The sequence below is a fragment of the Motiliproteus sp. MSK22-1 genome, assembly GCF_001968815.1.
Taxonomy (GTDB): domain Bacteria; phylum Pseudomonadota; class Gammaproteobacteria; order Pseudomonadales; family Balneatricaceae; genus Motiliproteus.
Genome location: NZ_MIEQ01000044.1, coordinates 235,539 through 261,806, shown reverse-complemented (window position 1 = coordinate 261,806; position 26,268 = coordinate 235,539). Strand labels below are relative to the sequence as shown.

Annotated in this window: 22 protein-coding genes; 8 read left to right on the top strand and 14 right to left on the bottom strand. The window is 47.0% G+C overall.

The annotated features are described in order from the left end of the window. Positions 1 to 124: 124 nt before the first annotated feature. The 5 genes from BGP75_RS11755 (at position 125) to lipA (ending at position 4,384) form a co-directional block, all read left to right on the top strand. Positions 125 to 1,282, top strand: coding sequence for a D-alanyl-D-alanine carboxypeptidase family protein (locus BGP75_RS11755; RefSeq protein ID WP_076718796.1), 1,158 nt, complete (start codon positions 125 to 127; stop codon positions 1,280 to 1,282). A 112-nt stretch (positions 1,283 to 1,394) separates the two neighbouring features. Next, positions 1,395 to 2,255 carry an aminotransferase class IV gene (locus BGP75_RS11750; RefSeq protein ID WP_076718795.1) on the top strand — a complete coding sequence of 287 codons (861 nt, stop codon included), beginning with the start codon at positions 1,395 to 1,397 and terminating at the stop codon, positions 2,253 to 2,255. Between the two features lie 164 nt (positions 2,256 to 2,419). Then, positions 2,420 to 2,692 (top strand): DUF493 family protein, encoded by a 273-nt coding sequence (locus tag BGP75_RS11745; RefSeq protein ID WP_076718794.1) that lies wholly within the window; start codon positions 2,420 to 2,422, stop codon positions 2,690 to 2,692. After that, on the top strand, positions 2,692 to 3,351 hold the full coding sequence (gene lipB / locus BGP75_RS11740; protein ID WP_233152913.1) for a lipoyl(octanoyl) transferase LipB: 660 nt from the start codon (positions 2,692 to 2,694) through the stop codon (positions 3,349 to 3,351). Before BGP75_RS11745 ends, lipB begins: the two co-directional genes overlap by 1 nt. A 7-nt stretch (positions 3,352 to 3,358) precedes the next feature. Beyond that, positions 3,359 to 4,384 carry a lipoyl synthase gene (gene lipA, locus BGP75_RS11735; RefSeq protein WP_083704771.1) on the top strand — a complete coding sequence of 342 codons (1,026 nt, stop codon included), beginning with the start codon at positions 3,359 to 3,361 and terminating at the stop codon, positions 4,382 to 4,384. Positions 4,385 to 4,442: 58 nt separating this feature from the next. Here lipA and BGP75_RS11730 read toward each other — a convergent pair whose 3' ends face one another. The 9 genes from BGP75_RS11730 to leuS all read right to left on the bottom strand — a co-directional run bounded on the left by BGP75_RS11730 (position 4,443) and on the right by leuS (position 16,506). Then, positions 4,443 to 4,892, bottom strand: a complete 450-nt coding sequence (locus BGP75_RS11730) for a type IV pilin protein (protein ID WP_076719297.1) — start codon at positions 4,890 to 4,892, stop codon at positions 4,443 to 4,445. Positions 4,893 to 4,897: 5 nt separating this feature from the next. Beyond that, the gene (locus BGP75_RS11725; protein WP_076718793.1) at positions 4,898 to 9,565 is read right to left on the bottom strand and encodes a PilC/PilY family type IV pilus protein; all 4,668 of its coding nucleotides are present in this window, start codon (positions 9,563 to 9,565) and stop codon (positions 4,898 to 4,900) included. Between the two features lie 15 nt (positions 9,566 to 9,580). Further along, a complete protein-coding gene (locus tag BGP75_RS11720; protein ID WP_076718792.1) occupies positions 9,581 to 10,108 on the bottom strand; it encodes a PilX N-terminal domain-containing pilus assembly protein in 528 nt (175 codons plus the stop codon). Then, positions 10,105 to 10,896, bottom strand: a complete 792-nt coding sequence (locus tag BGP75_RS11715; protein ID WP_076718791.1) for a PilW family protein — start codon at positions 10,894 to 10,896, stop codon at positions 10,105 to 10,107. The genes BGP75_RS11720 and BGP75_RS11715 overlap by 4 nt, the downstream gene beginning before the upstream one ends. Before the next feature lie 10 nt (positions 10,897 to 10,906). Next, a complete protein-coding gene (pilV, locus tag BGP75_RS11710) occupies positions 10,907 to 11,458 on the bottom strand; it encodes a type IV pilus modification protein PilV (protein WP_076718790.1) in 552 nt (183 codons plus the stop codon). Then, positions 11,455 to 12,051, bottom strand: a complete 597-nt coding sequence (locus BGP75_RS11705) for a GspH/FimT family pseudopilin (protein ID WP_076719296.1) — start codon at positions 12,049 to 12,051, stop codon at positions 11,455 to 11,457. Before BGP75_RS11705 ends, pilV begins: the two co-directional genes overlap by 4 nt. Before the next feature lie 202 nt (positions 12,052 to 12,253). Further along, positions 12,254 to 13,273 (bottom strand): DNA polymerase III subunit delta, encoded by a 1,020-nt coding sequence (holA, locus tag BGP75_RS11700; protein WP_076718789.1) that lies wholly within the window; start codon positions 13,271 to 13,273, stop codon positions 12,254 to 12,256. 10 nt (positions 13,274 to 13,283) lie between these two features. Next, entirely contained in the window at positions 13,284 to 13,787 is a 504-nt protein-coding gene (lptE, locus tag BGP75_RS11695) for an LPS assembly lipoprotein LptE (RefSeq protein WP_076718788.1), read from the bottom strand. Positions 13,788 to 13,872: 85 nt separating this feature from the next. Continuing rightward, a complete protein-coding gene (leuS, locus tag BGP75_RS11690; protein ID WP_076719295.1) occupies positions 13,873 to 16,506 on the bottom strand; it encodes a leucine--tRNA ligase in 2,634 nt (877 codons plus the stop codon). A gap of 190 nt (positions 16,507 to 16,696) precedes the next feature. Between leuS and BGP75_RS11685 the strand changes: the two genes are divergently transcribed. Further along, complete coding sequence (locus BGP75_RS11685) at positions 16,697 to 17,272, top strand: zinc ribbon-containing protein (protein ID WP_083704768.1); 576 nt, start codon at positions 16,697 to 16,699, stop codon at positions 17,270 to 17,272. A 168-nt stretch (positions 17,273 to 17,440) separates the two neighbouring features. Here the strand turns inward: BGP75_RS11685 and lnt are convergent, their stop codons facing one another. The 5 genes from lnt to miaB all read right to left on the bottom strand — a co-directional run bounded on the left by lnt (position 17,441) and on the right by miaB (position 22,995). Next, positions 17,441 to 19,006 carry an apolipoprotein N-acyltransferase gene (gene lnt, locus BGP75_RS11680; RefSeq protein ID WP_076718787.1) on the bottom strand — a complete coding sequence of 522 codons (1,566 nt, stop codon included), beginning with the start codon at positions 19,004 to 19,006 and terminating at the stop codon, positions 17,441 to 17,443. 6 nt (positions 19,007 to 19,012) lie between these two features. Continuing rightward, a complete protein-coding gene (locus BGP75_RS11675; protein ID WP_076718786.1) occupies positions 19,013 to 19,873 on the bottom strand; it encodes an HlyC/CorC family transporter in 861 nt (286 codons plus the stop codon). Between the two features lie 51 nt (positions 19,874 to 19,924). Next, positions 19,925 to 20,383, bottom strand: coding sequence for an rRNA maturation RNase YbeY (gene ybeY, locus BGP75_RS11670; protein ID WP_076718785.1), 459 nt, complete (start codon positions 20,381 to 20,383; stop codon positions 19,925 to 19,927). Then, the gene (locus BGP75_RS11665) at positions 20,380 to 21,438 is read right to left on the bottom strand and encodes a PhoH family protein (RefSeq protein WP_076718784.1); all 1,059 of its coding nucleotides are present in this window, start codon (positions 21,436 to 21,438) and stop codon (positions 20,380 to 20,382) included. The genes ybeY and BGP75_RS11665 overlap by 4 nt, the downstream gene beginning before the upstream one ends. A 207-nt stretch (positions 21,439 to 21,645) precedes the next feature. Continuing rightward, positions 21,646 to 22,995, bottom strand: coding sequence for a tRNA (N6-isopentenyl adenosine(37)-C2)-methylthiotransferase MiaB (gene miaB, locus BGP75_RS11660; protein ID WP_076718783.1), 1,350 nt, complete (start codon positions 22,993 to 22,995; stop codon positions 21,646 to 21,648). Between the two features lie 220 nt (positions 22,996 to 23,215). Between miaB and BGP75_RS11655 the strand changes: the two genes are divergently transcribed. Together BGP75_RS11655 and ptsP are read left to right on the top strand one after the other, a co-directional pair. Continuing rightward, a complete protein-coding gene (locus BGP75_RS11655) occupies positions 23,216 to 23,542 on the top strand; it encodes a DUF1820 family protein (RefSeq protein ID WP_076718782.1) in 327 nt (108 codons plus the stop codon). A 194-nt stretch (positions 23,543 to 23,736) separates the two neighbouring features. Continuing rightward, the gene (gene ptsP, locus BGP75_RS11650) at positions 23,737 to 26,004 is read left to right on the top strand and encodes a phosphoenolpyruvate--protein phosphotransferase (RefSeq protein ID WP_076718781.1); all 2,268 of its coding nucleotides are present in this window, start codon (positions 23,737 to 23,739) and stop codon (positions 26,002 to 26,004) included. Positions 26,005 to 26,268: the final 264 nt, after the last annotated feature.

The window sequence follows — 26,268 nt, the reverse complement described above, 5'->3', positions numbered from 1 at the left end:
GGCAGATTATCTAACTGGAACTGAATGCCAGAAGAGATAGAGCTATTTCTCTGGTAAATCAGTGTTAGAATCCACAGTCTTTTTCAATCGTATACCAAAATTCACAGTTACTGATAAAACGCTAATGAAAAAAATCGCTACTGCTTTTAACTCGTTCCTTGTTCTTTGTTTTTTTAGTGCACAGTTGTTTGCTGCGCCTGTATTGATACCTGCGGCGCCAAAGTTGGCGGCGACAGCATATATTCTAATAGATGCTGATACCGGCAAGGTGCTTGTTGCGAATAACGAGAATAAGCGGATTCCTCCTGCCAGTCTGACCAAATTGATGACCAGTTATATTTCTGCTTATGAGATAGGCAAGGGAAATATAGGAGTGGATGATTTGGCGTTAGTGAGCGAAAAAGCGTGGCGGACACCGGGTTCTCGAATGTTTATTCGTGAGGGTACTCAGGTCAAAGTTTCTGATCTTTTAAAGGGAATAATCATTCAATCCGGAAATGACGCCAGTGTTGCCATGGCAGAACATGTAGCAGGCAGCGAAGGTGCTTTTGCTGACCTGATGAATCAACATGCCCAATTATTGGGAATGCAGAACAGTCATTTTATTAACGCTACAGGGTTGCCTGCTGAAGGTCACTACACTTCTGCTGCTGATCTGGCGTTGCTGGCCCGTGCGATTATTAAGGGTTTTCCCGATCATTATGGAACTTACTCTGAGAAGTACTTTACCTATAACAAAATACGACAGCCAAATCGCAATAAGCTGCTTTGGCGTGATAAGAGTGTTGATGGCCTGAAAACCGGCCACACAGATGCTGCAGGCTATTGTTTGGTTACCTCGGCCAAGCGAAAAGGGATGCGGTTGATTTCTGTTGTGATGGGTACCCGAAGCGAAGAATCCCGGGCTCAGGAAAGTCAAAAGTTATTAGCCTACGGGTTCAGATACTACGAGTCTTTGGAGCTATACAAAGCCGGAGAAGTTCTGAATCAGGCAAAAGTATGGGCAGGCTTGAAAGACAATATTCAGCTCGGCACGGTAGAGCCTGTAGCTATTACTATTCCACGCGGGCAGAGTAAAGCGTTGTCCGTATCGCTTGATCTGGATAAAACGATTACTGCTCCTGTCGTTGAAGGTGCTCGTTATGGTTCTATCAATATATCTCTGAATGGTGAAACCTTGCTGGATAGTCCTGTAGTCGCGCTTGAATCGGTAGAACCAGCAGGATTGATTAAGCGTATTTGGCACAGTATTGTACTGTTTTTCCTTGGCCTGATCGGTTAACTGTTAAAAGCGTGCTCTGTGCCGGATTCTGTCAAGGGAATTCGGCAGGGGTTTCACGTCACCTTCATTTTCCTTCATACTAAACCCTGTCCACTAAGAAAAGGCCTAATTGATGAGCGGTATCGTTTATCTTAATGGTGAATTTGTCCCTGCTGAAGAGGCCAGAGTCTCTATCTTTGATCGGGGGTTTTTGTTTTCTGACAGCCTTTACGAAGTCATACCTTTCTATCATGGCATAGGGTTTCGTTTAGAGGAGCACCTTGAGCGGCTGAAAGAAGGTATGAGAGTTGTGAAGATGGAGTTGAATCTGGACTTTGCGGCCCTCTGTTCAGAAGTCGTTCAGCGTAATGGCGGTGGAAACAGAGCGGTGTATTTACAAATTACCCGTGGTGCCGACACTCAGCGAAGAGTGGTTTGTCAAACTCCCCTGGTACCAACCGTTGTAATTTTCAGTTATCCGATAGCGGTTGCGTTAGAAGGAAACCTTGATCTGGTGAAAGGTATTCATGCGATAACGACTGAAGATATTCGATGGCGTCATTGTGAGATAAAAACCACCGGGCTGCTCGGAAACATAATGGCAATTCAGCAGGCTTTGGAATCCGGTGCACAGGAAGCACTGATGGTTCGAGATGGCTACCTGACAGAAGGTTCTTCCTCTAATCTGTTTGTAATTCAGGACCGTACTATTTTTACTCCTGCAACGAACGAGCTGATACTCGGCGGCACTACACGAAATCTTCTGTTGGAGCTGGCCTCCGCTAACAATATCGATTGGCAGGAAAAGAATCTCCCGGCTTCCTGTCTGCACAGGGCAGAAGAGGTCTGGATCAGTAGTTCAACGCGAGGAGTTATACCTGTATTGCAAATTGACGGTCAGGCTGTTGCCAATGGTCAACCGGGGCCTCTTTGGAGGCGGATGGCTGAACTGTATCAATGCTTTGAAAAGCAGTTGTTTGATGCTTGCAATTAGTTGTGACAGTACCATGCAGTGGCAGAATAAAATAGGGTACCGGAATAACCTGCGAGTTGGTCCGGTGTTCATCGTTTTAAGTCTCGGATGATACAATTCTGTATTAACGGGTTGTGCCGGAAGATAAGCACCCTTTTTTGGAAAATGGTTACGAGTAAACGGTTATGAGTAAACAAGAACCACCGAAGATCGAATTCCCCTGTCCTGACTACTCAATTAAGGTAATTGGTCGGTCTGGACCGGGTTTTCAGGATCTGGTGGTCGAGATTCTGCAAAAGCATGTAGCAGACTTTGATCAGAAAACACTGAGTGAAAACCCGAGCCGTAATGGTAAGTTCATTTCTGTCAGAGTTCGGATTACTGCCACCGGGGTAAACCAGCTGAAAGCTATTCATCAAGACCTGATGGCTACGGGCCGTGTACAGATGGTGATTTGATGGGTTCTACAGTTATGTCTTCTGAACTGATCGTACGACAATTAGGTTTGCAGCCTTATATGCCAATATTGGCGGCAATGCAGCAGTTTACTGACAGCCGTGATTCAGATACGTCGGACGAGATCTGGTTGCTGGAGCATGAGCCGGTATTTACACAGGGGCAGGCGGGTAAGGAAGAACATCTGTTGGCACCTGGGGATATTCCGGTAGTCAAAGTGGATAGGGGAGGACAGGTTACCTATCACGGCCCGGGACAGCTTATTGTTTATTTGCTGCTAAACCTTAAGCGGTTAAAAATTGGAGTTCGTGAGCTTGTCACGCTAATGGAAGAATCTATCGTTCATGTGATGAAGCTTTATGCTGTTGAAGCTTATCCTAAAGCAGATGCACCGGGAGTCTATGTTAAAGAAGATAAGTTAGCTTCGCTAGGACTAAGAGTTAGAAGAGGGTGCAGTTTTCACGGATTAGCACTCAATGTTGATATGGATATAGCTCCGTTTCAGCGCATCAACCCCTGTGGGTACCCCGGTTTACAGATGGTGCAGGTCAAGCAGCTGGCTGAAAAAGCGACAATGGATGAAATCAGTCGACATCTGTTGGAATACTTGACCCATCGATTGGGTTATAATGCCGTCATTGAAAAGCAGCAGCTGGATTAACCCTCGAATGTCACACTCTTCAGATCACACTCCTACAGAACAGAATCTGCGAGAAACTTCTCCGAAGAATAGCGCTAAAAATCGTCGTGCTGAGCAGGGCGTTAAGTTACGCGGCGCAGATAAAGTTTCCCGTATCCCGATCAAAGTTATTCCCACCGAGAAAGAAGACCTGCAAAAGAAGCCTTCTTGGCTAAAAGTGCGTCTGGGTTCTTCCGCTAAGGTCAATGGCATCAAGCAACAACTGCGAAAGCATAAACTTGCCTCTGTATGCGAAGAGGCAAGCTGTCCAAACCTTGGCGAATGCTTTAGCAATGGCACTGCCACCTTTATGATCATGGGGGATATTTGTACCCGTCGTTGTCCATTCTGTGATGTGGCGCATGGCCGCCCCAATGCTCTTGATGAAAACGAACCCAAAGAGCTTGCTAAAGCGATTACGGATATGGGCTTGAAATATGTGGTTATTACCTCTGTAGATCGTGATGACCTGCGTGATGGAGGTGCATCGCACTTTGCTAATTGCGTTGCTGAGACCCGTGCACGCTGTGACACCATTGAGCTGGAAACGCTGGTTCCTGATTTTCGTGGGCGGATGGACGTAGCTCTGGATGCTTTGGCTGTGTCGCCGCCAGACGTCTTTAACCATAATCTGGAGTCTGTTCCCCGGCTTTATAAAAAGATTCGTCCAGGTTCTGATTACCAGTGGTCATTAGACCTGCTGAAGAAATTCAAGGAACGTTGCCCTGAGGTCACAACTAAATCAGGATTAATGGTCGGGCTGGGCGAAAGCAACGAAGAGATAATTGAAGTACTGAAGGATCTTCGGGCTCATGATGTGGATATGATTACCATCGGCCAGTACCTGCAACCCAGTCGGGACCACTTGGCGGTCGAGCGATTCGTTCATCCGGATGAATTCGATGAGTATGCGAGAGTTGCAAAAGAACTTGGTTTTAAGCATGTGGCAAGTGGCCCGCTTGTACGCTCCTCTTATCATGCCGATAAGCAGGCCCATGGTGAAAAGGTTTCCTAGTCTCCTTCTTGCCCCTTGATATTATCTTTTCCAGGAGACGGGCGGCTAAGCCTGTCTCTTAGTCATCCCAGGTGTTCTCACTGCTGTTTGTTGAACCGCTGTTATCTTTATCCCATCGCTTTATGCCCGTAGAGGTTATTTCCAGATAACCATCATCTTCCTGGCTGGTGTTGTTGATCGGTGTTGCTCTTAAGATATAGCTGGAGCCTGCTTGAGAAGTGATGCTTAAATCATAGAACTTATCCCCAGAGTCAATCGGTGCCTGAGCCGGGTATACCGTTCCAACTGCTGCGCTGACATAGGTGCTGTTATCAGCGCGATAACGTTCCATAGCAGTGACAAACCCCATCAAAGCTCCTTGTGCCTCTAAGCGCCGATTGTTAACCAGCATACTGGTATAGCTTGGGTACGCTATAGCGGAAAGGATCGCAATAATAGCCATTGCCACCATTAATTCCATCAGTGTAAATCCTTGTGCACGGAGCTTTGTTGCAGGGCTTTTGCACATTTGCACTATTCATTCTCCTCCATCCAGTAGGTTCTTATGGAATCAGGACCAAGATCTATATCGGAATGAGAGACAGCACCAGTGTAAAGATTACTGTTTTGTTCCCCAGCCATAACTGTCGGTGCTCCACCGAAACCTACAGTCACTATTTCTTTGGAGCGATCTGATCCTGTCATGGCTGTATCTTCATCCTGATCAATTTTCGGTGTCGCATCAAACAGACTGGTCACGTAGATCCTATTTGTTCCTTGGGTCGCCTGGCACGTGCCTAATGATGATGGTGTTGGTTCATAGGTGGTAAATACTATCTGATTGTTTACGGTAAGGGCTTTAGCAAGGACTTTCTCACCACTGGTTCCGAGTCTGATGTACCATCCCTGTTTACGATCAGTAGCGGAGTTGGACAAAGCCGTTTCAGCAGCAGTCTGTTCTTCGTCGGTGCCTTCAGTGATCAGGTTGTCTGTTGCATCATAAAGGTCATCTTCCGTGTATGAAGGATAGGTTGTTGGTGCAGTGAAAGCGTCTGTCAGCTTTATCATGTAAAAACGATCTTCAATGGACGTGTTGAGTGGATGTGCCCGGAATCCAGAACCAACGGAGAGGGCGAGGTAGCGATGCGTTCCCTCGAGCACATAGGACAAACTAAGTGCGTTGTAGAAACGGCGATTATTTGCTGTGGTGCCGGATTCTGCCAGATTTGCTATCGCTGCCCCGTTCACAAGGTTGCTCGCCGATGTTGCACCACTGTTGATATCAAAGCGCCAGATTTGGCCGCCCATATCGCCTACGTACAGCTGGTCAACATGATCATCGAAATCTACATCAATCATTCGTAAATCTGACGGAATGCTGTAGTCCATGCTTGAAAGTACCAAGTCATGCGAACTGTTATTTCCAGCAGACCATACTAATGCGCCTGTTTCCGCATTAACCATGAATATAGCATTTCCCATATTGTCGGGTGTTCGCACGGTAACATCATCCTGGTTGTCATCGTACCCTCCACCGAATATCAGCACATCAGTTGAGACGCCATTAAGTTTAACCTTTGTTTTAACCGGAGTTGACCAGGTTTGACCCAGTTCTGCAAAATCTCCACTGCCGCCGTTTATCTGCCACAGTACAGTTGGGTTGTTCCGGTCAGTTACGTCCAGTGCGTAGTAGTTCCTCCCGCCTCGGCGCATGCCGAAATAGATGTAGGCAAAGTCATTGGTATCAGAAAGATCACCATCTCCGGCATCGTCATTAGTCCAGGCAACAATGCTTCCATCAATACCGTAGGGACGAGGATCAACAGCCTGGTTGGAGAAATAGGTATTTAAATTTGGCAATAATTCCTGTGGGATAAATGCAAATTGTTCAACACCAGTGTCTGCGTTAACAGCGTGTAGGTAGCCTTCATTGCTACCGAAGTAGATTGTGCTATCTGGAGTTGTTGGGGTTGAATCATAGGTAAGAATTATGGGTTGACTATGCAACACATCACCCATTTGATTACGTTTTTCATCGGCACTATCCAGCCCGCGAGCCCATTGCAGCAGATCCGTTCTGTATTCATCTGATTGGGCATCAATCCCCAAGACAGCCTTAGTAAGGTTACCAGTGTTGTCCTCGTGCAGGAGGTTATTGGTAACATTCAGATTTGAGCCTGCGATATTCGTAAACAGTTTTCGAGTGCTGGGCAGTCGATGAGCAGCGCCGCCCTTTGTTATATCTCCGCCATCTGGGCGAGCATCATCCTCATCGATGCCGCTATCACCGTCAGCGCTGTCGTCGTCAACCCAGAAGCTTTGGCTATTATCTGCGAAAAAGCCTGAGTCTGGATCTACAGCTGGCTTGGGTGTCAGGCTGTTATCGTAGATTTCAGCATCAGGAGTCAGCTTGTAACGTTTTAGATTACCGAGCCATTTGGCCGTTTCCTGTGGCTTGAACAGTGCAAAATAGATATCGTCTCGATGATAGAATCGGCTGTACTGGCTGGCGGTTACTGCGGCCTTGGCGAAGGTTGAATTAGTAGCCAGTATAGACTTGATAATAGTATCGAATGCTGTTGTAAGCTCTGTAGCTGAGTTAGCCTCATAAAAACCTCCACCGCCATATGTTTCAGCTAAATCCCGTAACCACTGGTCTGAGAAGTTAAAGCCTATCGTATGAGTAACAATTTTTTGATCGTCATTCATGGACAATTGGTCAACATTTCGCAAAAAGCGGACAATCTCAGGACCACATGCTGCTGAACCGGAGTCGATACAGGAAGCATCTCCAGTCAGAGTTCTTACTTTGCTAGCGGAGGTATTAACACTGGCATAACCATCCGTTAGAAGAACAATATGGTTAGACTGACAGGACTCCGTTATTGGTGATTTATAGACAGGATTACCCGTAATCTCTTCATCCACACAGCTTGAAGAGCCTAGGTTTTCGCTTGTACATCCGGTCGGTTGCACTAGTGTGCCGCCTGTATACGAACCTGGATGAGATACTCGTGTTTCCGCTCGAGTGCCACTGCCGGAGCCTCGGGTTTTTCCGTAGTCGACAGCATCACCGCGATAGTAGAGAGCTGCTTCATACAGGGTATCGACAATAGGTGTACCGCTCTTATGATCTAAATCGTTAACAATGGTAATCAGCTCGCTTCTTACTGTGTTGGTGTTTTCCGGAACCGCGGAAGGGCTGGCGTAATAAACTATCCGGGGAGCCAGGCTACTGCCGTCATAGGATTCAACAACGCGTTTGCCGCTGCCAGTTATGATAAGTGTAAGACTGTTTCCGGCTTCCCAGCCGCTACGCCCAACTATCTCATTTATCAGGGAAGCAATATTCGGACTTCGCTTGAGCTCGTGTTCTGTGCTCCATTGCTCGGTGATATCCCAACTTATGCTGGCACTTGTAGTTGACCTGCTACTAATGGTCGTGCTGGTGTTAAACGTAACTGAATTATCAGTGTCTTCAGCTTTAATGGTCAGGCTAGTGCTTTCTGTCGAGCCTGTTTCATCTACTGCCAGTTCAAGGTAAGCCGTAGAAAGAACTGTTCCCTGATTTAATTGTAGGTTGTTGAATCTAATACCAATAGTCTGGTTACTGCTACCATCAGTGACCAACTCCAAGTCGCTACTGGTTAAATTAACTGAACTACCAATTTGTTCCGCATCATCTGAACTCTGACTGACACGCACACTATATTCCTGATTAACGCAACCAGTGGGGTTGCTGTCAGGATCGAAAGTTATGCTCAGAGTAGGGGCCTCACTAGGAGAGTTTTCATAACTTTTAGCTGATCTCAAGCCGGAACCGCTGATAATAAAATTCATGCTGTTGCCGCCGCACCAGCCTGAACGATCAACGATTTCCTGGACAATATTCGTCAGGTCCGGGGACTGGTAAGAGGCATTTCCGGTCCAAGGGCCCATCGTATTCCATCCAACGGATGCCGTCGTTGTTGTACGACCGGTTACATCATTTGGAGTAGCACTAAATCCACTACTTTGATCAGCGGCTTCTGCGTGAATAACAAGAGAGGTTGGATCACTGGTTGCTCCTTCTGCTGTGAAACTGATACTTGCCGAGGTTATTGTAGCGCCCTGAGGAATAGCGAGGTCGGAGAATCGCAGTCCGGTAGTTTGATTGGTGGTGCCACTGGTACCTGACTCATAGGTAATCTCCAGTAAGGGGGCTGATCCGCTCTCACCATTGTACGATTCCACCCAGCGTACGCCGTCGCCGCTGATGTGCTCCAGTATAAATACCATAGCGTTGTTGGGAGCCCAGCCGCTACGGTCTACAACTTCCTGAACCAGAGAGGTGAGATCAGGGGTAATCAAGTCATTATTAACAGCCGGGCTTGTCGTGATTGTCCAGGAAGTATTAGCAGTGGTTTTAGGCCTGCCTGAGCCGGAAATATTATTGTCACTGCTACCAAAACTAACCGGATCGTCAGAATCCTGTGCTGAAATACGAATGCTTACATCGTCACTGGATTCAGAGTGTTCTTCATCAATTTCAAAGGTTATTTTTGCGCTGACAATGGTGGATCCAACTGGGATGTCTACGCTATCGAAACGGATACCGACTATTTGTTCACTCGATTCATGCATTAGTTCTAAATCAGTGCTGGTGCGGTTCATATCACCATTACTGACTTTTTCTTCGGCATCGTCGTTACCACTGCTAACTCGTACGCTAACATCAGTGGTGCTGGCTGAAGTGGTGATGGTCGCCATATCCAACGTTGTCGAATCCATAGTTACGACACCACTATTGTCTTCTTCTACGTCATCATCACCTGAGCTAATGGCTGACGCAAGAACACCAGTGATTGCTGTTTGTTGGCTATCGGAAGTTATTTCTTCGTCGATATAGCTGACAGGATATAAAACAGGACCTCCCGGGTTTGTAAATCGCATTAAACCGACGTTGATATCCTGGGCGCTATTCAGAATATTTGTTAATGCTTCCTTCATTCTGGCCAGGCGGGTGGTACTTCCCCCATCTGTGCTTGTCATTGAGCCCGAAGTGTCTAAAACAAAAAGGACATTGGGCTTGACCGTCACACTGGTGGTGGTACCGCCAAAATAAATTTCGGTATCGTCCGCCCAGGCAGGCGTACATACAACTACGGTTGCCAGGAAGCTCCATAGAACTGCTTTCATCTGAGACTTACGATAACTGGTCATGATTATCTCCACTGCTTAGCAGGTTGGCACCTTTGTGTTGTTGTCACCGGTTGGGACGCGCCGATTAAATCCTTGTCGGATAGTCGTGGCACTTTTCATGTCAACCATTTCACCAGTGCCAACTGAATCAAATCTGAAGGCTACATATGTACCTATCTCATCTCCGTCTGAGTGGTTGCGATCAATAAACGTAAGTTGGACTGTTGCAGTAACGCCAGGTGTTGTTGTCTGAACAGAAGCGGTGCTTGAGGTACAGGTCGTGTTATCGTCAAGTGCTTCGTTCATCATATCCTGATCATCGATGGCAACAGATATTCCACTTTCAGCTGCTTGAAAAGTTCGGTTATACGTTTGCGCGTTTGTTGCGGCTTGCTCCTCCAGGGAGGACGTGCTTGTTCCACTGACAACGATTAGTGTTACCACCAATACAACGAGCATGCATACCACCAAAATCATTCCCTGTTGGCGCTGTCCAATATTTTTCGGACGGTTAAAACGGGGCTGAGTTTTTGTCGCAATTATCTTATATCTTTGGGCATTCACTCGTAGTTCCTCAGATATACCGTGCTGGAAAATACGCGTCTCAAGTAGCGATCGACCGGGTGGGTTGCTTCAGCCCCTCCCGTGCCAGCGGGTGCTACATAAGTACCTGCCAGAGCGTAAGTGGAGTTATCATTTGCTTGCAGCACAGGAGAGTTTCCTGCCACTAAAATGGAAAATCTGACCGCAACTACTCCTTTTTCATTCTCGCTGTATTCAAAGTCCATGTTGGCATCATCGACTGGAACGAATCGAATATTGCCGGTTTTTAATAACTGCCCATAAGTGATCTGTAGTTGTTCGATGCCCTCTACCAGTTCTTGTTCGCTGCCTGTTGTCTGATCAAATTGGTAAAGAGCGTAAACATCCTTGCCATTGTCGTTGTTACGTCCTGTATCCTTGACGTAGTAAGCAAGGTTATTTGCACTACCACTTGCATCTATAAACTTGATGTAAATGACGTCGGTGCCGTTTAGAACTCCCGATATCGTGTTTAACTCCGTCGGTCTGGTTGACCAACTCTGATGTCCTATTTCGAAGCCATTAATACCGTCGCTTAAAGGTTGAGTGCCTGCATTTAGTCCCTGAGAGCCCGCCATACGAATATTTCGACCCATTAGCTCCAGTGCTATACGACCATTTTCTTGAATCCGTGCGAAACTTTTTGCAATTCGATCATTGGAGCTACTACCGATAAATATCTCAAAAACGCCCAGCATCAAAAATGAACTAACAGCTAAAGCTACCATTAGCTCTATTAGTGATAATCCTTGTTGCTTCTTGAGTGTCATATGTCTAGTCCTACAAAGAGAAATCCAGTGTGAAACTCTTTGTGGTGAGCGCTTTGTTTGTATCAGTTGTTATATTCCAATCGAGTTCTGTCCAGTTTACTTGCACCATATAAATAGCTCCGCTAGCTGTTACTGAGCCCGATCCGCCAGGTAATAAGGCAGTGTAGTTTGAGTTATCATTTCCAACACCGGCAACATCAGAAAAGTTTTCTGCCCACTCTCTAAGATCCTGTTGAGCGAGACTTGCTGCGGTGCAGCCTTCTTCTGCTGTGATGCAATTGCCATTTGCTGGGATGGCAGATGAAACACTATTAAAACTGTAAGCTGCCATTGAGCTAGCTGCATAAGATGAGTTAACCCTGATTCGATCTGCAATATCTGCGGCTATTATGCTTGCTTGCGAACGATAGAAAGCCCCTCGATTGTTCTGTAAGCTGGTTAATTGCATTGCCGTGGCGCCGAGTAAAACACTGGTTAGTAATACAAGGCTAATAAGCACTTCCAACATACTGAAACCTTGGTTCGTTCTTAGTTTGCCTTTCCTAATGGTATGTTTTTTCATGGACACAAAAGGCTGTTGCCCCCTCCGTCATGATTGTCGCGGCGACCGTTTCCATTTTCATCGACCGCTAGCCTGGATGCTCCGGCTATTGTTAATATCACTCCTCGAGCTTCCTCAGAGCCGCGGTCATCACATAGGGTAAACGTGCCTGCTGTGGCAGAACTGGTCGTACCTGTACGCATAAAACCAGTAGGTGCAAATGAGAGTTGACCGTCTGTTGCGAAACTGAACCCGGATGTTCGAAGGATATTCCCACCATCTAGCTTCTCCTGAAAGCGAAGTAATTCGTCTGTTCCATCTACAACGGCATTGCCATTATTGCTAGCATCGGTAAAAACAATCCAGCCTTGTTCCCAGTTAACAGTGTTGCAGCTGGAAGTATCAGTGCTCGCGCACATAGTGACGATGCTTCGTCTCAGGGTTGCTTCACTTCGTGCGAAATGCAATGAGCCGATAAGTGAGTTAATTTGACTGGATAGTCGGTTGTCTTTTACAAACTGCTCATAGCTAGGGGCGACAATACCAGCCAAAACGGCGACTACAATAACTGTCACCATCAGCTCTACTAACGTAAATCCTCGTTCAGATTTCATAGCTTTAAGTTTATAAGAATGAATTTTCCCAATACCTAACATAGCACCACACATATAGTTTAGTGTTGATCTGGAGCAGTATACGTTCTGTCGGATATTGAGCTAAGTCAATATATTTGCTCCGAGCGAAGGCTTCACTGCTGACACAAGTGGATTTGTCGCTGACTGAAGGAATATACAGAAACGGGTAAACAGCTGGAGGTTACCTTATGCCACCCGCCATCTCGATGGTGATATCGGTTAACAATATCCATGGAGATTGGTGTTTAACACCTTTAATCGCCTGATCCACCTCGCTACAGCGCTGTAGTAAAGACGTGAGTCGTTTAGTGGAAAGACGGCGCAGGGCTTTATTGATTAATCCTTTTCGTTTTCCCCAGATCCGATGCTTTTTAAACTGAGCTTCTGATAGGCTTCCGGAACCCGATTCATGATTCAGGCTTACAAGGGTTCGCAGATCACGACTGAGAGCCCAGAGGATCAACGTTGCGTCAGTTCCCTCTGATTTAAGTCCCTGTAAGATTTTAAGACAACGGTTGGAATCTCCCCGAAGCGCAGTATCTGCAAGCGTAAACAAATCATAACGGGAGTTGTCGGCAACACTGGAAATAATTTCTTCTTCAGTGATTGGCTGTTCTGGGTAGAGTAATTGGAGTTTTTCAATTTCCTGACTTGCCGCCAAAAGATTACCCTCTACACGTTCTGTCAGTAGCTGAACAGCATCGGCTGTAATCTGAATATTAGCTCGCTGAAAGCGGTTCTGGATCCAGGCGGGTAATCGCTCTATTTCGACGGGCCAGAAGGCCAGTGTTGCACCGGCTTTATCAACAGTTTTGTACCATTTTGATTTTTGAGTATTGGCATCAAGCTTAGGGCAGAAGATTAATATCAGAGTATCTGGAGAAGGGGATTGAAGGCAAAGGTTGAGGATCTCTGTTCCCTTGGGACCAGGTTTGCCGTTAGGGATATGCAGTTCTATGAGTAATTTTTCAGAAAATAATGAGAGACTGCTGGTTCGGTCTAGCAGTTCCTCCCACTGGAAGCTATTATCGGCATGCATAACTTCACGTTCGTCAAACCCCAGGGCCCGCGCTGTTTGCCTTAACTGGTCGCCAGCTTCCTGTACCAAAAGAGGCTCGTCACCACTCAACAGATAGACTGGCAGCAAGCCTGCTTTGCGTTGTTTAAGGTGTGTGCCCAATTGCTCCGGAGGTAACTTCAAGAAAACTCCTTTAATTCTTCCGCGCAGCGAGTCCCAGATATCGTCGGACCAGCTGACGTGCAAGGTCGTCTCTCATTTCGCGGCGTAAAAGGGCCTCTTCAGCGTCTTTGGCATTAACATTGTTCTCGTCAAAAGTATAAACCTGCTCTGTTATCAGCATTTCTGGTGTCAGAACCGGCTTTTTATCTTTGTCGAGAATCTGGAACTGAAGCGTTGAGCGTAGCTCATATTCTTCAGTTTTTGCGCGGGAGTTCAGTGTCGCTGCTCTTCGCTCACTGGATTCCGATAAAATCTGTAGCTGGTAAGGTGCAGCCTCCGGTACGCTAACCATCTCAATGCCATTCCCTCTTAACAAGCGTTTTACAGATTTCACCGTAGCTGTTTCATGGCTAACACTGAGATATACACGTTGCAGGGTTTCCGGTACCTCAACGTCTCCTCTTAGTTTGAATCCACAGGCGCTCAGCAATACGCATAAAAGGGCTGTGGCACAAATACTTAGTCTTTTCAACATATGTTGCCTTCTGGCAGCAGCAGGCCCGACAACTTTCGGGCTTGCTACTCATTTTCCTGTTATTTATCTGCTAACCACAATTTATTTATCCGCCAACCACAATGTTGACCAGTTTATTGGGGACAACAATGACCTTACGAATAGTTTTTTCATAGGTGAAGCGAGCAACGTTTTCGTCCGCCAATGCTGCCTGTTGCACGTGGTCGCGATCAGCATCTGCAGGAACCTGAATTCTGGCTCTTAATTTACCGTTAACCTGAACAACAACTTCTATGGAAGAGCGTACAAGTGCCGATTCATCGACTTTGGGCCAGGGCGCGGAAAGTGCGTCATTATCATTCCCTAGAGCTCTCCAGAGTTCATGACAGATATGGGGAGTGATTGGAGAAAGTAATAATACTGCAGCTTCCAGCGCTTCCTGAGTGACCGAACGTCCTTCGTTGCTGACATCAATAAAGCGACTGATGGTATTGGTCAGCTCCATAACAGCAGCAATTGCGGTGTTGAAGGTATGGCGGCGTTCAATATCGTCACTGACCTTGGCTATGCTTTCATGAATTTTGCGACGAACCTCCAGCTGTTTTTCATTCAGATCAGTGGCCTTCAGATTAGCAGCTGAAATTGTCTTTTCATCAGAGGAAGCTGTTTTCGTATGATCATAAACAAGTTTCCAGAGTCTGCGTAAATAACGGTGAGCCCCTTCTACGCCACTGTCAGACCATTCAAGAGATTGCTCAGGAGGAGCTGCAAACATCATGAACAAGCGCACGGTATCAGCACCGAAGCGATCAATCATTAACTGTGGATCGATACCGTTATTCTTGGACTTGGACATTTTTGACATGCCCGTGTGAATCACTGGTTCGCCGTCGTCTTTGTGAACAGCCTGGACAACCTGGCCCTTTTCATCAGTCTCAACTTTTACATCAGTGGGAGATATCCATTCCTGGCCACCGTTGGCATCTTCCCGGTAATAGGTTTCAGCCAGTACCATTCCCTGACACAGCAGTCTTTTATAGGGTTCGTCTGACTCAACCAGCCCTTCGTCCCTTAGCAGTTTGTGGAAGAAGCGGGAATAGAGTAAGTGCAGAATGGCATGTTCGATGCCACCGATATATTGATCAACCGGTAACCAGTAGTTTGCTTTATCTGGATCAAGCATGGCATCAACGGTTGTGCGGCAGGCATATCGAGCGTAATACCAGCTTGATTCCATGAACGTATCAAAAGTATCTGTCTCGCGTTCTGCCGCGCCACCGCATTCCGGGCAGACGGTATTAATAAAGCTTTCCATTTTCTTGATGGGCGAACCCACACCATCAACGGTTACATCCTCAGGCAGCAGAACAGGCAGTTGATCTTCCGGTGTCGGTAATGGGCCGCAAGCAGGACAGTTTATGACCGGAATTGGTGCGCCCCAGTAACGCTGACGGGATACGCCCCAATCTCTTAGCCGGTAATTGACGGTAGTACGCCCCTGGCCATTGCCTTCAAGGTCCGATGCAATCATCTTGAAGGCAACGTCAAACTCCAGGTCGCTATAGTCGCCGGAGTTAACCAGTACTCCCTTTTCGGTGTAAGCGGCTTCTTCGAGATCTACTTCAACTGTCGGGTCCTGAGGGCGAATAACCTGCTTTATCTCAAGGCCATATTTTTTGGCAAACTCCCAATCCCGCTGATCATGACCGGGAACCGCCATGACAGCTCCTGAACCGTAGTCCATCAATACAAAGTTGGCAGTCCAGACCGGAACCTTCTGGCCTGTCAGTGGGTGAATGGCTTCGATGCCCAGGTCCATTCCTTTCTTTTCCATGGTGGCCATGTCTGCTTCGGCCATCTTGACGTTCTTGCACTCGTTAATAAAAGAGGCAATTTCTGGGTTTTTCTCGGCTGCTTTCAGGGCTAATGGATGTTGAGCGGCCACCGCAACATAGGTCACTCCCAGTAGAGTATCTGGGCGAGTGGTGAAAACTTCCAAATCTCCACTATCATTGAAATCAAAATTACCGACTACGTGGAATTTAACCTCGACTCCTTCTGAACGGCCGACCCAGTTACGCTGCATGGTGCGAACCTGTTCAGGCCAGTCTTCCAGGCCATCCAGATCTGCCAGTAGCTGATCGGCATAGTCTGTTATTTTCAAAAACCATTGAGGAATTTTCTTTCGTTCAACAACGGCTCCTGATCTCCAGCCACGGCCGTCAATCACCTGTTCATTGGCAAGCACAGTCTGATCGACCGGATCCCAGTTTACTTCGGATTCCTTTTTGTAGATCAGACCCTTTTTCATTAACTTGGTAAAGAACCACTGCTCCCAGCGATAATATTGGGGGTGGCAGGTGGCCAGCTCTCGATCCCAGTCATAGCCAAAACCCAGCGATTTGAGCTGGTTCTTCATGTAATCAATGTTTTCGTAAGTCCAGTTTGCTGGGGGCACATTGTTCTTTATTGCGGCGTTTTCTGCTGGCAGACCAAAGGCATCCCACCCCATGGGTTGAAGAACGTTTTTGCCCTTCATTCGCTGGTAACGGGTAATTACATCACCGATTGTATAGTTTCGGACATGTCCCATATGCAGTCGACCGCTTGGATAGGGGAACATGGACAGGCAATAGAACTTCTCCTTATTGGAGTCTTCTTCTACCTTAAAACTCTGGTTTTCCTCCCAGTGAGCCTGTGCTTGTGCTTCGAGCTTCTGGGGCTGGTACTGTTCGTTCATCATGCCTCTGTTTCTGCCTAAATAAGTCTACGCGTAGCGAGCAAATCGGACATTTTCCCGGTTGCTACAATTACAGTCAAAAGAATTTGAAAAAACTGCGACTAGGATACAATAGAAGGGTAGTGACAGATAGGGATCATTAGCGCTATAAACAAGGTAATATGGATTTTGGCCCTACAGGAGCGCTTATATGAATGACGATCGAGAGATTGAAAACGCTAGTTCTGATGAAAACGGGATTGAGCAAGCAAAAAATATTGAACATTCGAAGAATGCGCCAGCGGTCTACAATCGGCTGTTGGAACGGGTTTATTTGGCCCTGGAAGGGTTTGAAGAGAAGTCCTGGCCATTTATCAAGAAGAAAATAGAAGAAGCAGCAGAGGTTGAGCTGGCTGCCGAAGAAATGACGAAGGATGAGCTTAACCTGTTACAAGCTTATCTTAAACGGGATCTTAAAGACCTGGGCTACTATGCTCACAAAACAGGAGAAGGGGTTGCTTCTTGGCTGAAGTTTGATCTTAATATTTTGGAGCAGCGTATCGTCGATATGCTTAAGGGCATGGCTGATAAGACCCGTGTAGAGCAGGTTGAACTCAATCAGCTGCTGGAGCATGGACCAGAGGATTATATTGCCGGTGAAGTCAGCGGGGTCGGAACTCTAAGATGCCTGGACTGTGGTTCTTTGGTTCAGCTTACAAAGACAGCCGTTATTGAGCCTTGTCATCAGTGCAATTCCCATTATTTTCATAGGGACAGTCGTCTTTGATTTCTTGTTAATAATGACAGCTTTTTGGATATCAGTTTCCTGATGGCTGGTTTTCCTGGTGCTTTTGTTGTACTGGCTATCATTGAGATCAGGGTGTTCGCTGTCCCAGGCGAATACCCGAGAGTTAAGCTTTCTTATAAAAAATAATTCCCCAGTAGAGTACCTGAGTCAGGTGGACGTTTGATCTGCTGCTCTTGTTGTCATACGACGCTGAAATATCAGCCCTGCCAATAGTATTACGCATACCAGTAATATCGGCATTGAGCCAAAGCGACTAAAGGGTGTCATTCCTTCCATTGCCCTGACCTCTGAACTCAAAACGGTCGCTACGAATTGCTTCGTTTGGCTTATTACTTGTCCATCTGGTGCCACGATAGCGGAGACGCCGTTATTGGTTGCTCTCAGCAGATAGCGACCGTTTTCGATAGCTCTCATCCTGGCCATCTGCAGATGTTGGTGGGGAGCAAAGCTGTCTCCGAACCAGCTGTCGTTGCTGACTGTCAGTATGTAGTCTGCGTATCGTGCACTTGCTGACACCAGATCAGGATAAACAATTTCATAACAAATAAACGGTGAAAGAGATTGTCCGTTTTCCAGGGTAATGGGAGATTGGTGCTCTGGTCCAAGGCTAAAGCTGGACATTGGCAGGTCAAAAAACGCTATCAATCCTCTTAATGTATTTTCTAATGGCACATACTCACCGAATGGAACCAATCGTTGCTTGTGATAGATTCCAGAGGCCGTTGCAAGTCCCACGACAGAATTGAAATAGCGGGTACGGTCGTTTGTCCTTTGCCGAGAGGGCACGCCTGTAATCAGGCCTGTATTACTTTCTTTCAGTAAATTTTCTAAAGGGCGCAGAACTGGATGTGCTGAGTCAAATAGCTGGGGGATGGCTGTTTCGGGCCAAATAATCAAGTCTTTATCCAGCAGGTTAAGACTTGGGGTTACGTAGCTCTGTAATATCTTAGCTCGTTGACTTGGTTTCCATTTTAAGTTTTGAGGTGTATTTCCCTGAATTATCGCAATGCTCAGGTTTCCGTTTGTTTTGGGGCTGGTCCAGTTTTTCTGGTTTAATCCCCATCCAAGTAATAAAGGAAGAATAAGACAGATCAGCGCTACAGAGCGCAGGGTTTTGCCTGGTCTTTTTAATTGAAGATAGATAGCACTGGTTGCCAACGCCATAAAAAAGCTTAAACCGTATATGCCGGTCACTGGAGCCCATCCGGCCAACCAGGTATCAATGGGGCCGTAACCCAGATAAATCCAGGGAAACCCCGTCAAGAACCAGGACCGAAACCACTCTGCTATAACCCATACAGCTGGGAAGGAAAGCAATACCATCCACTGATGCTTATGGGCTGATTTAAGAGCAATATATTGATAGGCAGCGATATGGAGTGCGAAAAACAGTGCCAGTCCTGCAGCAAAGATAAGAGTCAGAGAGCCTGCGAGCCAAGGAGGAGCTGAGCCGTGCTGATGAATACTAACGTAAACCCATGACACTCCAGTGCCAAAAAAGCCAACGCCGTACAACCAGCCTCTAAAAGCCGCCGTTTTTGTGCTGATGCCCTCTAAAGAGAACAGCAACATAATGCCGGACACCAATAGAACGGGCCAGAGGTTGAACGGAGCAAACCCCAGTGGCGCTATCAGTCCGGCGAGCAGGCAGAGAAAGTGTCCTTTGCGGCCGCTAAAAGCAGTCGCCAGTGCAACAGGCTTTTGTGATCGCATTCCGATTCAGGCTTCGCTCATCTGCTCTATGGGCTTTACCTGTAAAAGGCGGATTCTACGATTGTCGGCATTGAGTACCTTGAAGTTAAACCCGCCGATATCCACCGCTTCTTCCCGTTGAGGTAGCCTTCCAAAACGCTGTGTAACAATTCCACCAATGGTATCGAATTCATCGTCATCAAAGTGAGACTTGAAGTAGTCATTAAAATCTTCAATCGGTGTCAGTGCTTTTACGATGTAACCATTGTCTTCGAATTGCTTTATCTGGGTGTCTTCTGCTTCTGCATCATATTCGTCTTCAATTTCACCAACAATCTGTTCAAGAACATCTTCGATTGTTACCAAGCCTGCGACTCCACCATATTCGTCTACAACAATTGCCATGTGGCTGCGCTTGGCACGAAACTCTTCCAGCAATATATTCAGGCGCTTGCTCTCCGGGACGAACGTTGCTTTACGAAGATGGTTGCGGATATCAAAATTCTCTACGCCACCTTTTAGTACATAGGGTAAGAGATCCTTGGCCAGTAGTACGCCAATCACTTCATCAGGAGACTCTCCGATAACGGGAAAGCGGGAATGAGCCGCCGCAATCATTTCTGGCAAAAATGCTTTTGGGCTTAGTTCAGAATTAATAACTACCATCTGTGGGCGAGGAATCATGATTTCCCGCACCTGCATATCAGATACTTCCAGAGCACCTTCGATGATGCTTAAGGCTTCTGTATCCAACACGTTGCTCTTCTCAGCATTACGTAACAACTCTAGCAGTTGGCTTTGATCCTTGGGTTCATCGGAAAACGATTGGGCGAGTCGTTCAAGCCAGGACTTATTCGTCTGGCCGTTGCTCGATCGATCTTCGCTCATGATTGGTGTTGCCTCTTCGTGTGTTTCATCAGTGCTGTCCAACAATATCCATTAAGTGTTGTCTTCGTAGGGGTTTGGAATACCAATATCAGATAATAGTTGAATCTCAAGAGTTTCCATCTCCTGAGCATCATTTTCATCAATATGATCAAATCCCAGCAGATGCAGGATACCGTGAATTACCATATGTGCCCAGTGGTCGATAGTTGATTTGTTTTGCTCGCCGGCTTCAGTTTCGACCACCGGAGCACAAATGACCAGATCACCCAGCAGGTCGATTTGAATCCCTTCCGGGGCTTCAAAAGGAAAGGAGAGAACGTTTGTGGGTTTGTCTTTGCCACGGTAGCTGGCGTTAAGGGATTGGCTTTCAGCGCTGTCGACAATACGGATGGTAACTTCCGCATTTTCGCGGTATCCAGATAACGCTTTCTCTACCCAGCATTGGAGCTGATCCTTCCTGGGTAGATTGTCAGCATCGCTAGCCAGCTGCAGATCCAGATCTAGATTCATAGACTGGTTGCGCTCTCGCCTGGTACTACGTTGTCTGCAGACGTTGCATTAGTGGAATGCACACTCTTTCGGGTTTTTGTGTCCGTTGTCTGGGCAGCATCAAGTGCGTCATAGGCTTGTACTATTCGTTGCACCAGAGGATGGCGTACCACATCTTTAGATAAGAAGTGTGTTACACCTATGCCTGGGACGCCGTCCAGCACTTTCATTGCGTGCTTTAGCCCGGACTCTGTGCCACGAGGTAAATCAATTTGGGTTACGTCACCTGTGATTACGGCGCTGGAGCCAAAACCGATTCGGGTTAAGAACATTTTCATCTGTTCTTTGGTTGTGTTTTGACTTTCATCCAAAATAACAAAGGAGTGGTTCAGTGTCCGTCCACGCATATATGCCAGTGGCGCTACTTCAATGATATTACGCTCAATCAGCCTGCCAACGGTTTCAAAGCCCAGCATTTCGTAAAGAGCATCATAGAGGGGACGCAGGTAAGGGTCTATTTTCTGGCTGAGGTCTCCAGGCAGAAAACCGAGTTTTTCACCGGCTTCGACGGCTGGTCTGACCAGCAATATACGTCGAACTTCCTCGCGCTCAAGTGCATCGACGGCGCAGGCAACTGCAAGAAACGTTTTTCCGGTACCTGCAGGGCCAATTCCAAAGTTGATATCCAGATCACGGATGTTCTTGATATAGCTCCGTTGATTGGGGCCGCGACTGCGGATCAGCGCTTTTTTTGTCTGAATCGAATAAAAAGGGGCGGACCCTTCAGAATCCTGCTGATGCTCGACATCAGCTTCCTGCAGAGAAAGGTGGACCAGTTCCGGCGTAAGAAGCCTCCCGGTTTTCGCTTCTTCATAAAGGTCCTGAAGAATATCGGTCACAACCTGGGTTGTTTTGTGATCGCCCATCAGCTGGAAATTGTTTCCTCGGTTCATGATGCGTATGTCTAAGCGCTTTTCGATGAGTCGAAGGTGCTCATCCAGTTGGCCGCAAAGATTAGCGAGGTCGGTGGGGTTGTCAGGTTCTAGGGTTAAACGAACAGCATTTTCAGTGGTCAAGGAAAAACTCTACCTCTTTAATTGAACGCTAACGGCATAAGTGCCGATACCGTCGCAATATCTATAATACCGTGCACAGGCTGAGATCCTGTTTATCTGTACATGTGCACGTTCCTGTCTAGCGCTTATCCTTCCAATATGGTGTATTTTTTGGAAGTTGGCCTGTTTCGTAGAACTGATACAAACTATAACTTAGTAATAGCCAGTTTAACTCATTTGAACAAGTTCTGCGTTGATCAGTTCCCCGAGTAAGCTGTTTGCGTATGCTTGGACGATGCGCACCGTTGCAAAGCGACCAATTAAATCGGGGTCAGTTGCTGAAAAATTGACGACGCGATTGTTTTCAGTACGTCCCTGCAACATACCGGGATCTTTTTTGGAGTAGCCACTGACGAGTACTTGCTGCTCAGTATCGACCATAGCCTGACTGATATCCATGGCTTGGCTGATTATTCGGCGTTGTAGTATTCCCAGTCGCTGTTTCTTGGTTTCTTCACTGGTGCTATCGGGTAGATCTGATGCAGGAGTACCGGGACGCGGGCTATAAATAAAGCTGAATGAGTGATCAAATCCGATTTGTTGGATCAGGTTCATAGTGGCTTCAAAATCAGCATCTGTTTCACCGGGAAAGCCGATGATAAAATCTGAGGACAAGCTGATATTCGGTCGAACTGCACGTAATTTCCGAATCTTTGACTTGTATTCCAGTGCTGTATGTCCCCGCTTCATAGCCATTAAAATCCGGTCAGATCCGCTTTGAACAGGCAGGTGGACATGGCTTACCAGCTCGGGAATATCGGCGAATGCCTGTATCAGGCTGTCGCTGAACTCAACCGGGTGAGATGTGGTAAAACGAATACGGTCAATGCCATCGATTGCGGCAACGTAACCAATCAGCTCGGCAAGATCTGCCGTATCTCCATCTGCTGTGGTCCCCTGATAGGCGTTGACATTCTGTCCCAGTAAGTTGACCTCACGGACGCCTTGTTCTGCCAACTGGTTAACCTCATTGAGAACATCGTTAAGGGGACGACTGACTTCTTCCCCTCGGGTGTAGGGGACGACGCAGAAAGTACAGAATTTGCTACAGCCTTCCATTACTGAGACAAAGGCTTCAACGCCATTAACAGAGGGGGCTGGAAGGCGGTCGAATTTCTCAATTTCTGGAAAGCTGACATCCACATGACCACTTTTTCCTTGAGCGGTCAGGTCAACCATTTCAGGTACCCGGTGAAGTGTCTGGGGGCCAAAAACCATATCCACATGGGGGGCGCGTTTGCGAATAGCTTCACCTTCCTGACTGGCAACGCAGCCACCAACACCTATCATGACGTCTGGATTGGCTGCTTTCAGTTTCTTCCAGCGCCCTAGCTGGTGAAACACCTTCTCCTGAGCCTTTTCTCGTATTGAGCAGGTATTAAGGAGCAATACATCAGCTTCATTTTCATCCTCTGTCACCTCCATCGCATGGCTTTCGCCCAGCAGGTCGCTAATGCGAGATGAATCATACTCATTCATCTGGCAACCGTGGGTTTTTATAAACAACTTCTTAGCCATGATCGACTTACCTATCCGAAAACAATGGGTGGAAACAAACCGCCTATTATATCCCAGTCTATGGATTCGGCCTAGTCTTCGTCACTCGCTATTGACTGGCGTCAGTATTAAAAAAGATTGCTTTGATGGACAAAAAGAATGATCTTGAAATTACCATAGGCATCCCCATTTTGCTTTGTGGTCCCCATTCTAATTTTGCAACCAGTGAAGTCTGATTGTTATGTCTAAAACCAAACGCATGTACCGAGTTATCTTTGTGAATCAGGATGAGCTTTTTGAACTCTATGCGAGCCATGTGTATCAGAGCGATATGTATGGGTTTGTTGAGGTCGAGGAATTCGTTTTTGGCAGTCGTAGTCAGGTGGTGGTCGATCCTGGTGAAGAAAAATTAAAGGGCATCTTTTCTGATGTTAAACGCAGTTTCATTCCAATGCAGGCCATTGTTCGTATTGATGAGGTAAATAAAGAAGGGGTCAGTAAAATCAGTGACGCAAAAGGCTCAATTTCTTCTCTTCCCCTACCGAATTCTCCTCGAAAAGGCGAGTAGTCTTACTGGGGTGGTTGAGTTTGCCAGCCAGGACAGTATGAGAGGACGGGCTGTTTGCCCACTTTAACCCGTCTTTCTTTTCATATATCTTTCTTTTTAGTTTGTGATGATTGAATATGGTAGGAGCTGCGGACTATGTGCTGCGGCTAATTGGGGTTGAAGTCGATTTAAGATCCACGGTTGGGGGAGTTTGAATGCCGAGTCTTGGCCGGTTGCGTCGGATTGTTCAGGATGTCAGTGGGGCATCGACATTGGACGAATCTCTTCGTCTGATTTCCGATCAGGTTAAGGACGTGATGTCTGTAGACGTCTGCAGTATCTATTTAATGGATGCTGATCGTGGTGATTTGGTGTTGATGTGCACTCAGGGTCTGGATCCAGGCTCCGTCGGCAATGTGCGGATGCCTATCGGTGATGGTTTGGTGGGAACCATTGCTGAACGCCAGCAAGTGCTTAAAACTGATGATGCTCTCCAGCACCCCAGCTTTCATTACTTTCCTGAAACCAACGAAGAGCTGTTCCATGCCTTTTTAGGCGTCCCTATTGTTCACTATCGCCAGGTGGTTGGGGTGTTGGTGGTTCAGCAGCAGGAGAGCCGGCAGTTTGATAGTGAGCATGAGGCCTTTCTTGTTACGGTTGCCGCTCAGTTGGCCGGGACTCTCAGCCACGCGATTAACAGCGGTAAAGTTTCAAATCTTCTCAAGGGGCGTAAGAAAGCCAACACTCACATTGATGGGATAGTTGGCTCGTCAGGTATTGGCATAGGTAAGGTTGTTCGAGCCGGCGGCAGCATCAGTTTTAAGGATGTAGATGAGGTTTGCGCGCTAGACAAAGACGCCGAACTGTTGAGTTTTAAGCGGGCTCTGGTGGCTGTTGGGAAAGAGCTGGATCAAGGGCATCAGCAGATGGCTGATACACCCGGAGATGTGCAGGCTATTTTTGACGCGTATCGTTTGATCCTGGAGTCCGATGATCTCCAGGTGGCTATCCGTAATCGGATATATGATGGGCTTATTGCTCCTGCGGCGTTGAAGTCGGTGATAGAAGAGCATGCTGCAATTTTTGAAGAGATGGATGATCCTTACTTTCAGGCCCGAGGTGAGGATATTCGTAACATCGGCTTGAGGATTCTGCGTTATCTTGTTGAGCCTAATGCAAAGCCAAACGAATATGGACAACCCGTAATTTTGATTGGTGATGTGGTCAGTGTGTCAGACATTGCTGAAGTTCCTGCTGAGAAGCTCGCAGGGATTGTCTGTCAGCAAGGTTCTGCCCTGTCGCATACAGCGATTCTTGCCGGAGCATTGGGGGTGCCTGCGGTGATGGGGGTAGGGAAGCTCCCATTGAGAATGCTTGCAGGTCAAAGCGGCATTGTTGATGGTTATCGTGGTCGGGTTTATTTTCAGCCTTCGAGCGCGTTGATGGCTGAGTATATTCGACTGGTTCGTCAGGAAAGCGAGTTTGATCGCGCTTTGGATAAGCTGCGACATTTGCCCGGAGAAACCAGAGATGGTTATCGCTTGTCGCTGATGGTTAATACCGGCTTATTGGCAGATATTTCTCCAGGTCTGGAGAAAGGGGCGGAAGGGATTGGGCTCTACCGCACTGAAATTCCCTTTATGATTCATGACTCTTTTCCATCGGAAGAGGAGCAATATCGTCTTTACCGCAAGGTGTTGAAGGACTTTTATCCTCGTCCGGTCACCATGCGAACGCTGGATATCGGCGGTGATAAGCCGCTGCCTTATTTCCCTGTCAATGAAGATAACCCCTATTTGGGCTGGAGGGGGATTCGTTTTACTTTGGATCATCCTGAAATTTTCAGTGGGCAGCTGAGGGCGATGCTAAGGGCGAGTAAGGGACTGGAAAACCTTAAAATACTGTTGCCAATGGTGAGCAGTGTTGATGAGGTCGATGCTTTTTTGCTATTGCTGGACAAGTCTGTTGCCAGTTTAAAAGAGGAAGGAGTTGAAGTTAACCGGCCTCCAATTGGCGTTATGATTGAGGTCCCTTCGACCATGTTTCTGCTGGACTTTCTTGCTGAGCGGGTGGATTTTTTGTCCATCGGCACCAATGATCTCACTCAATACCTGCTCGCAGTGGATCGCAATAATGACCAGGTAGCTCGCTTGTTTAGTCGGCTTCATCCATCAGTTGTACGTGCACTCCACCTTATCGTTGAGAAAAGCCGAAAGCTGGATCTCAATGTCAGTCTTTGCGGAGAGCTTGCGGCAGATCCTGCTGCGGTGTTGCTGCTGCTGGGGTTAGGTGTGGATTCTTTAAGTATGAATGCCCACGGGTTGCCTCGTATCAAGCATGTTATCCGCTCTTTTAAAAAATCAGACACGGAGCAGCTGTTGGCTGAAGCATTAAAGCTGGGGAGTGAGAAGGAGATTCGGTCTTTGCTTAATAATGCTCTTGAAGACGCTGGTCTGGGTGGGCTTATTCGCTCGGGTGTCTGATCCTTGCTTTCAGTGTGATCTTTATCATTGAGAGGGTGGTATCTTATAGATAAAAGACCTGCTGGAATGACCTCTTTTTAACCTTTGGGATTTATGTACAGCGGGTTCAGCATTGTTTTGTAAAAAAAAAGCCCTCGCAAGGAGGGCAAAAAAAATGATGAGGATAAAACTTCACGCCGGAATATATCTGCCTTAGCAGAGTGGAATCCTTCTCACCCCGTCCGACCAATAGGGGATATTGGTTTGAGATGATCTGGAATATTC

Coding starts and splice junctions, on each gene's coding strand:
- BGP75_RS11655 (WP_076718782.1), top strand. CDS start 23,216: ATGTCTAAAACCAAACGCATGTACCGAGTTATCTTTGTGAATCAGGAT.
- BGP75_RS11755 (WP_076718796.1), top strand. CDS start 125: ATGAAAAAAATCGCTACTGCTTTTAACTCGTTCCTTGTTCTTTGTTTT.
- leuS (WP_076719295.1), bottom strand. CDS start 16,506: ATGAACGAACAGTACCAGCCCCAGAAGCTCGAAGCACAAGCACAGGCT.
- BGP75_RS11745 (WP_076718794.1), top strand. CDS start 2,420: ATGAGTAAACAAGAACCACCGAAGATCGAATTCCCCTGTCCTGACTAC.
- lptE (WP_076718788.1), bottom strand. CDS start 13,787: ATGTTGAAAAGACTAAGTATTTGTGCCACAGCCCTTTTATGCGTATTG.
- BGP75_RS11725 (WP_076718793.1), bottom strand. CDS start 9,565: ATGACCAGTTATCGTAAGTCTCAGATGAAAGCAGTTCTATGGAGCTTC.
- BGP75_RS11675 (WP_076718786.1), bottom strand. CDS start 19,873: ATGAGCGAAGATCGATCGAGCAACGGCCAGACGAATAAGTCCTGGCTT.
- BGP75_RS11730 (WP_076719297.1), bottom strand. CDS start 4,892: ATGTGCAAAAGCCCTGCAACAAAGCTCCGTGCACAAGGATTTACACTG.
- BGP75_RS11750 (WP_076718795.1), top strand. CDS start 1,395: ATGAGCGGTATCGTTTATCTTAATGGTGAATTTGTCCCTGCTGAAGAG.
- lipB (WP_233152913.1), top strand. CDS start 2,692: ATGGGTTCTACAGTTATGTCTTCTGAACTGATCGTACGACAATTAGGT.
- ptsP (WP_076718781.1), top strand. CDS start 23,737: ATGCCGAGTCTTGGCCGGTTGCGTCGGATTGTTCAGGATGTCAGTGGG.
- BGP75_RS11715 (WP_076718791.1), bottom strand. CDS start 10,896: ATGACACTCAAGAAGCAACAAGGATTATCACTAATAGAGCTAATGGTA.
- pilV (WP_076718790.1), bottom strand. CDS start 11,458: ATGAAAAAACATACCATTAGGAAAGGCAAACTAAGAACGAACCAAGGT.
- lipA (WP_083704771.1), top strand. CDS start 3,359: ATGTCACACTCTTCAGATCACACTCCTACAGAACAGAATCTGCGAGAA.
- lnt (WP_076718787.1), bottom strand. CDS start 19,006: ATGCGATCACAAAAGCCTGTTGCACTGGCGACTGCTTTTAGCGGCCGC.
- BGP75_RS11685 (WP_083704768.1), top strand. CDS start 16,697: ATGAATGACGATCGAGAGATTGAAAACGCTAGTTCTGATGAAAACGGG.
- ybeY (WP_076718785.1), bottom strand. CDS start 20,383: ATGAATCTAGATCTGGATCTGCAGCTGGCTAGCGATGCTGACAATCTA.
- miaB (WP_076718783.1), bottom strand. CDS start 22,995: ATGGCTAAGAAGTTGTTTATAAAAACCCACGGTTGCCAGATGAATGAG.
- BGP75_RS11705 (WP_076719296.1), bottom strand. CDS start 12,051: ATGAAATCTGAACGAGGATTTACGTTAGTAGAGCTGATGGTGACAGTT.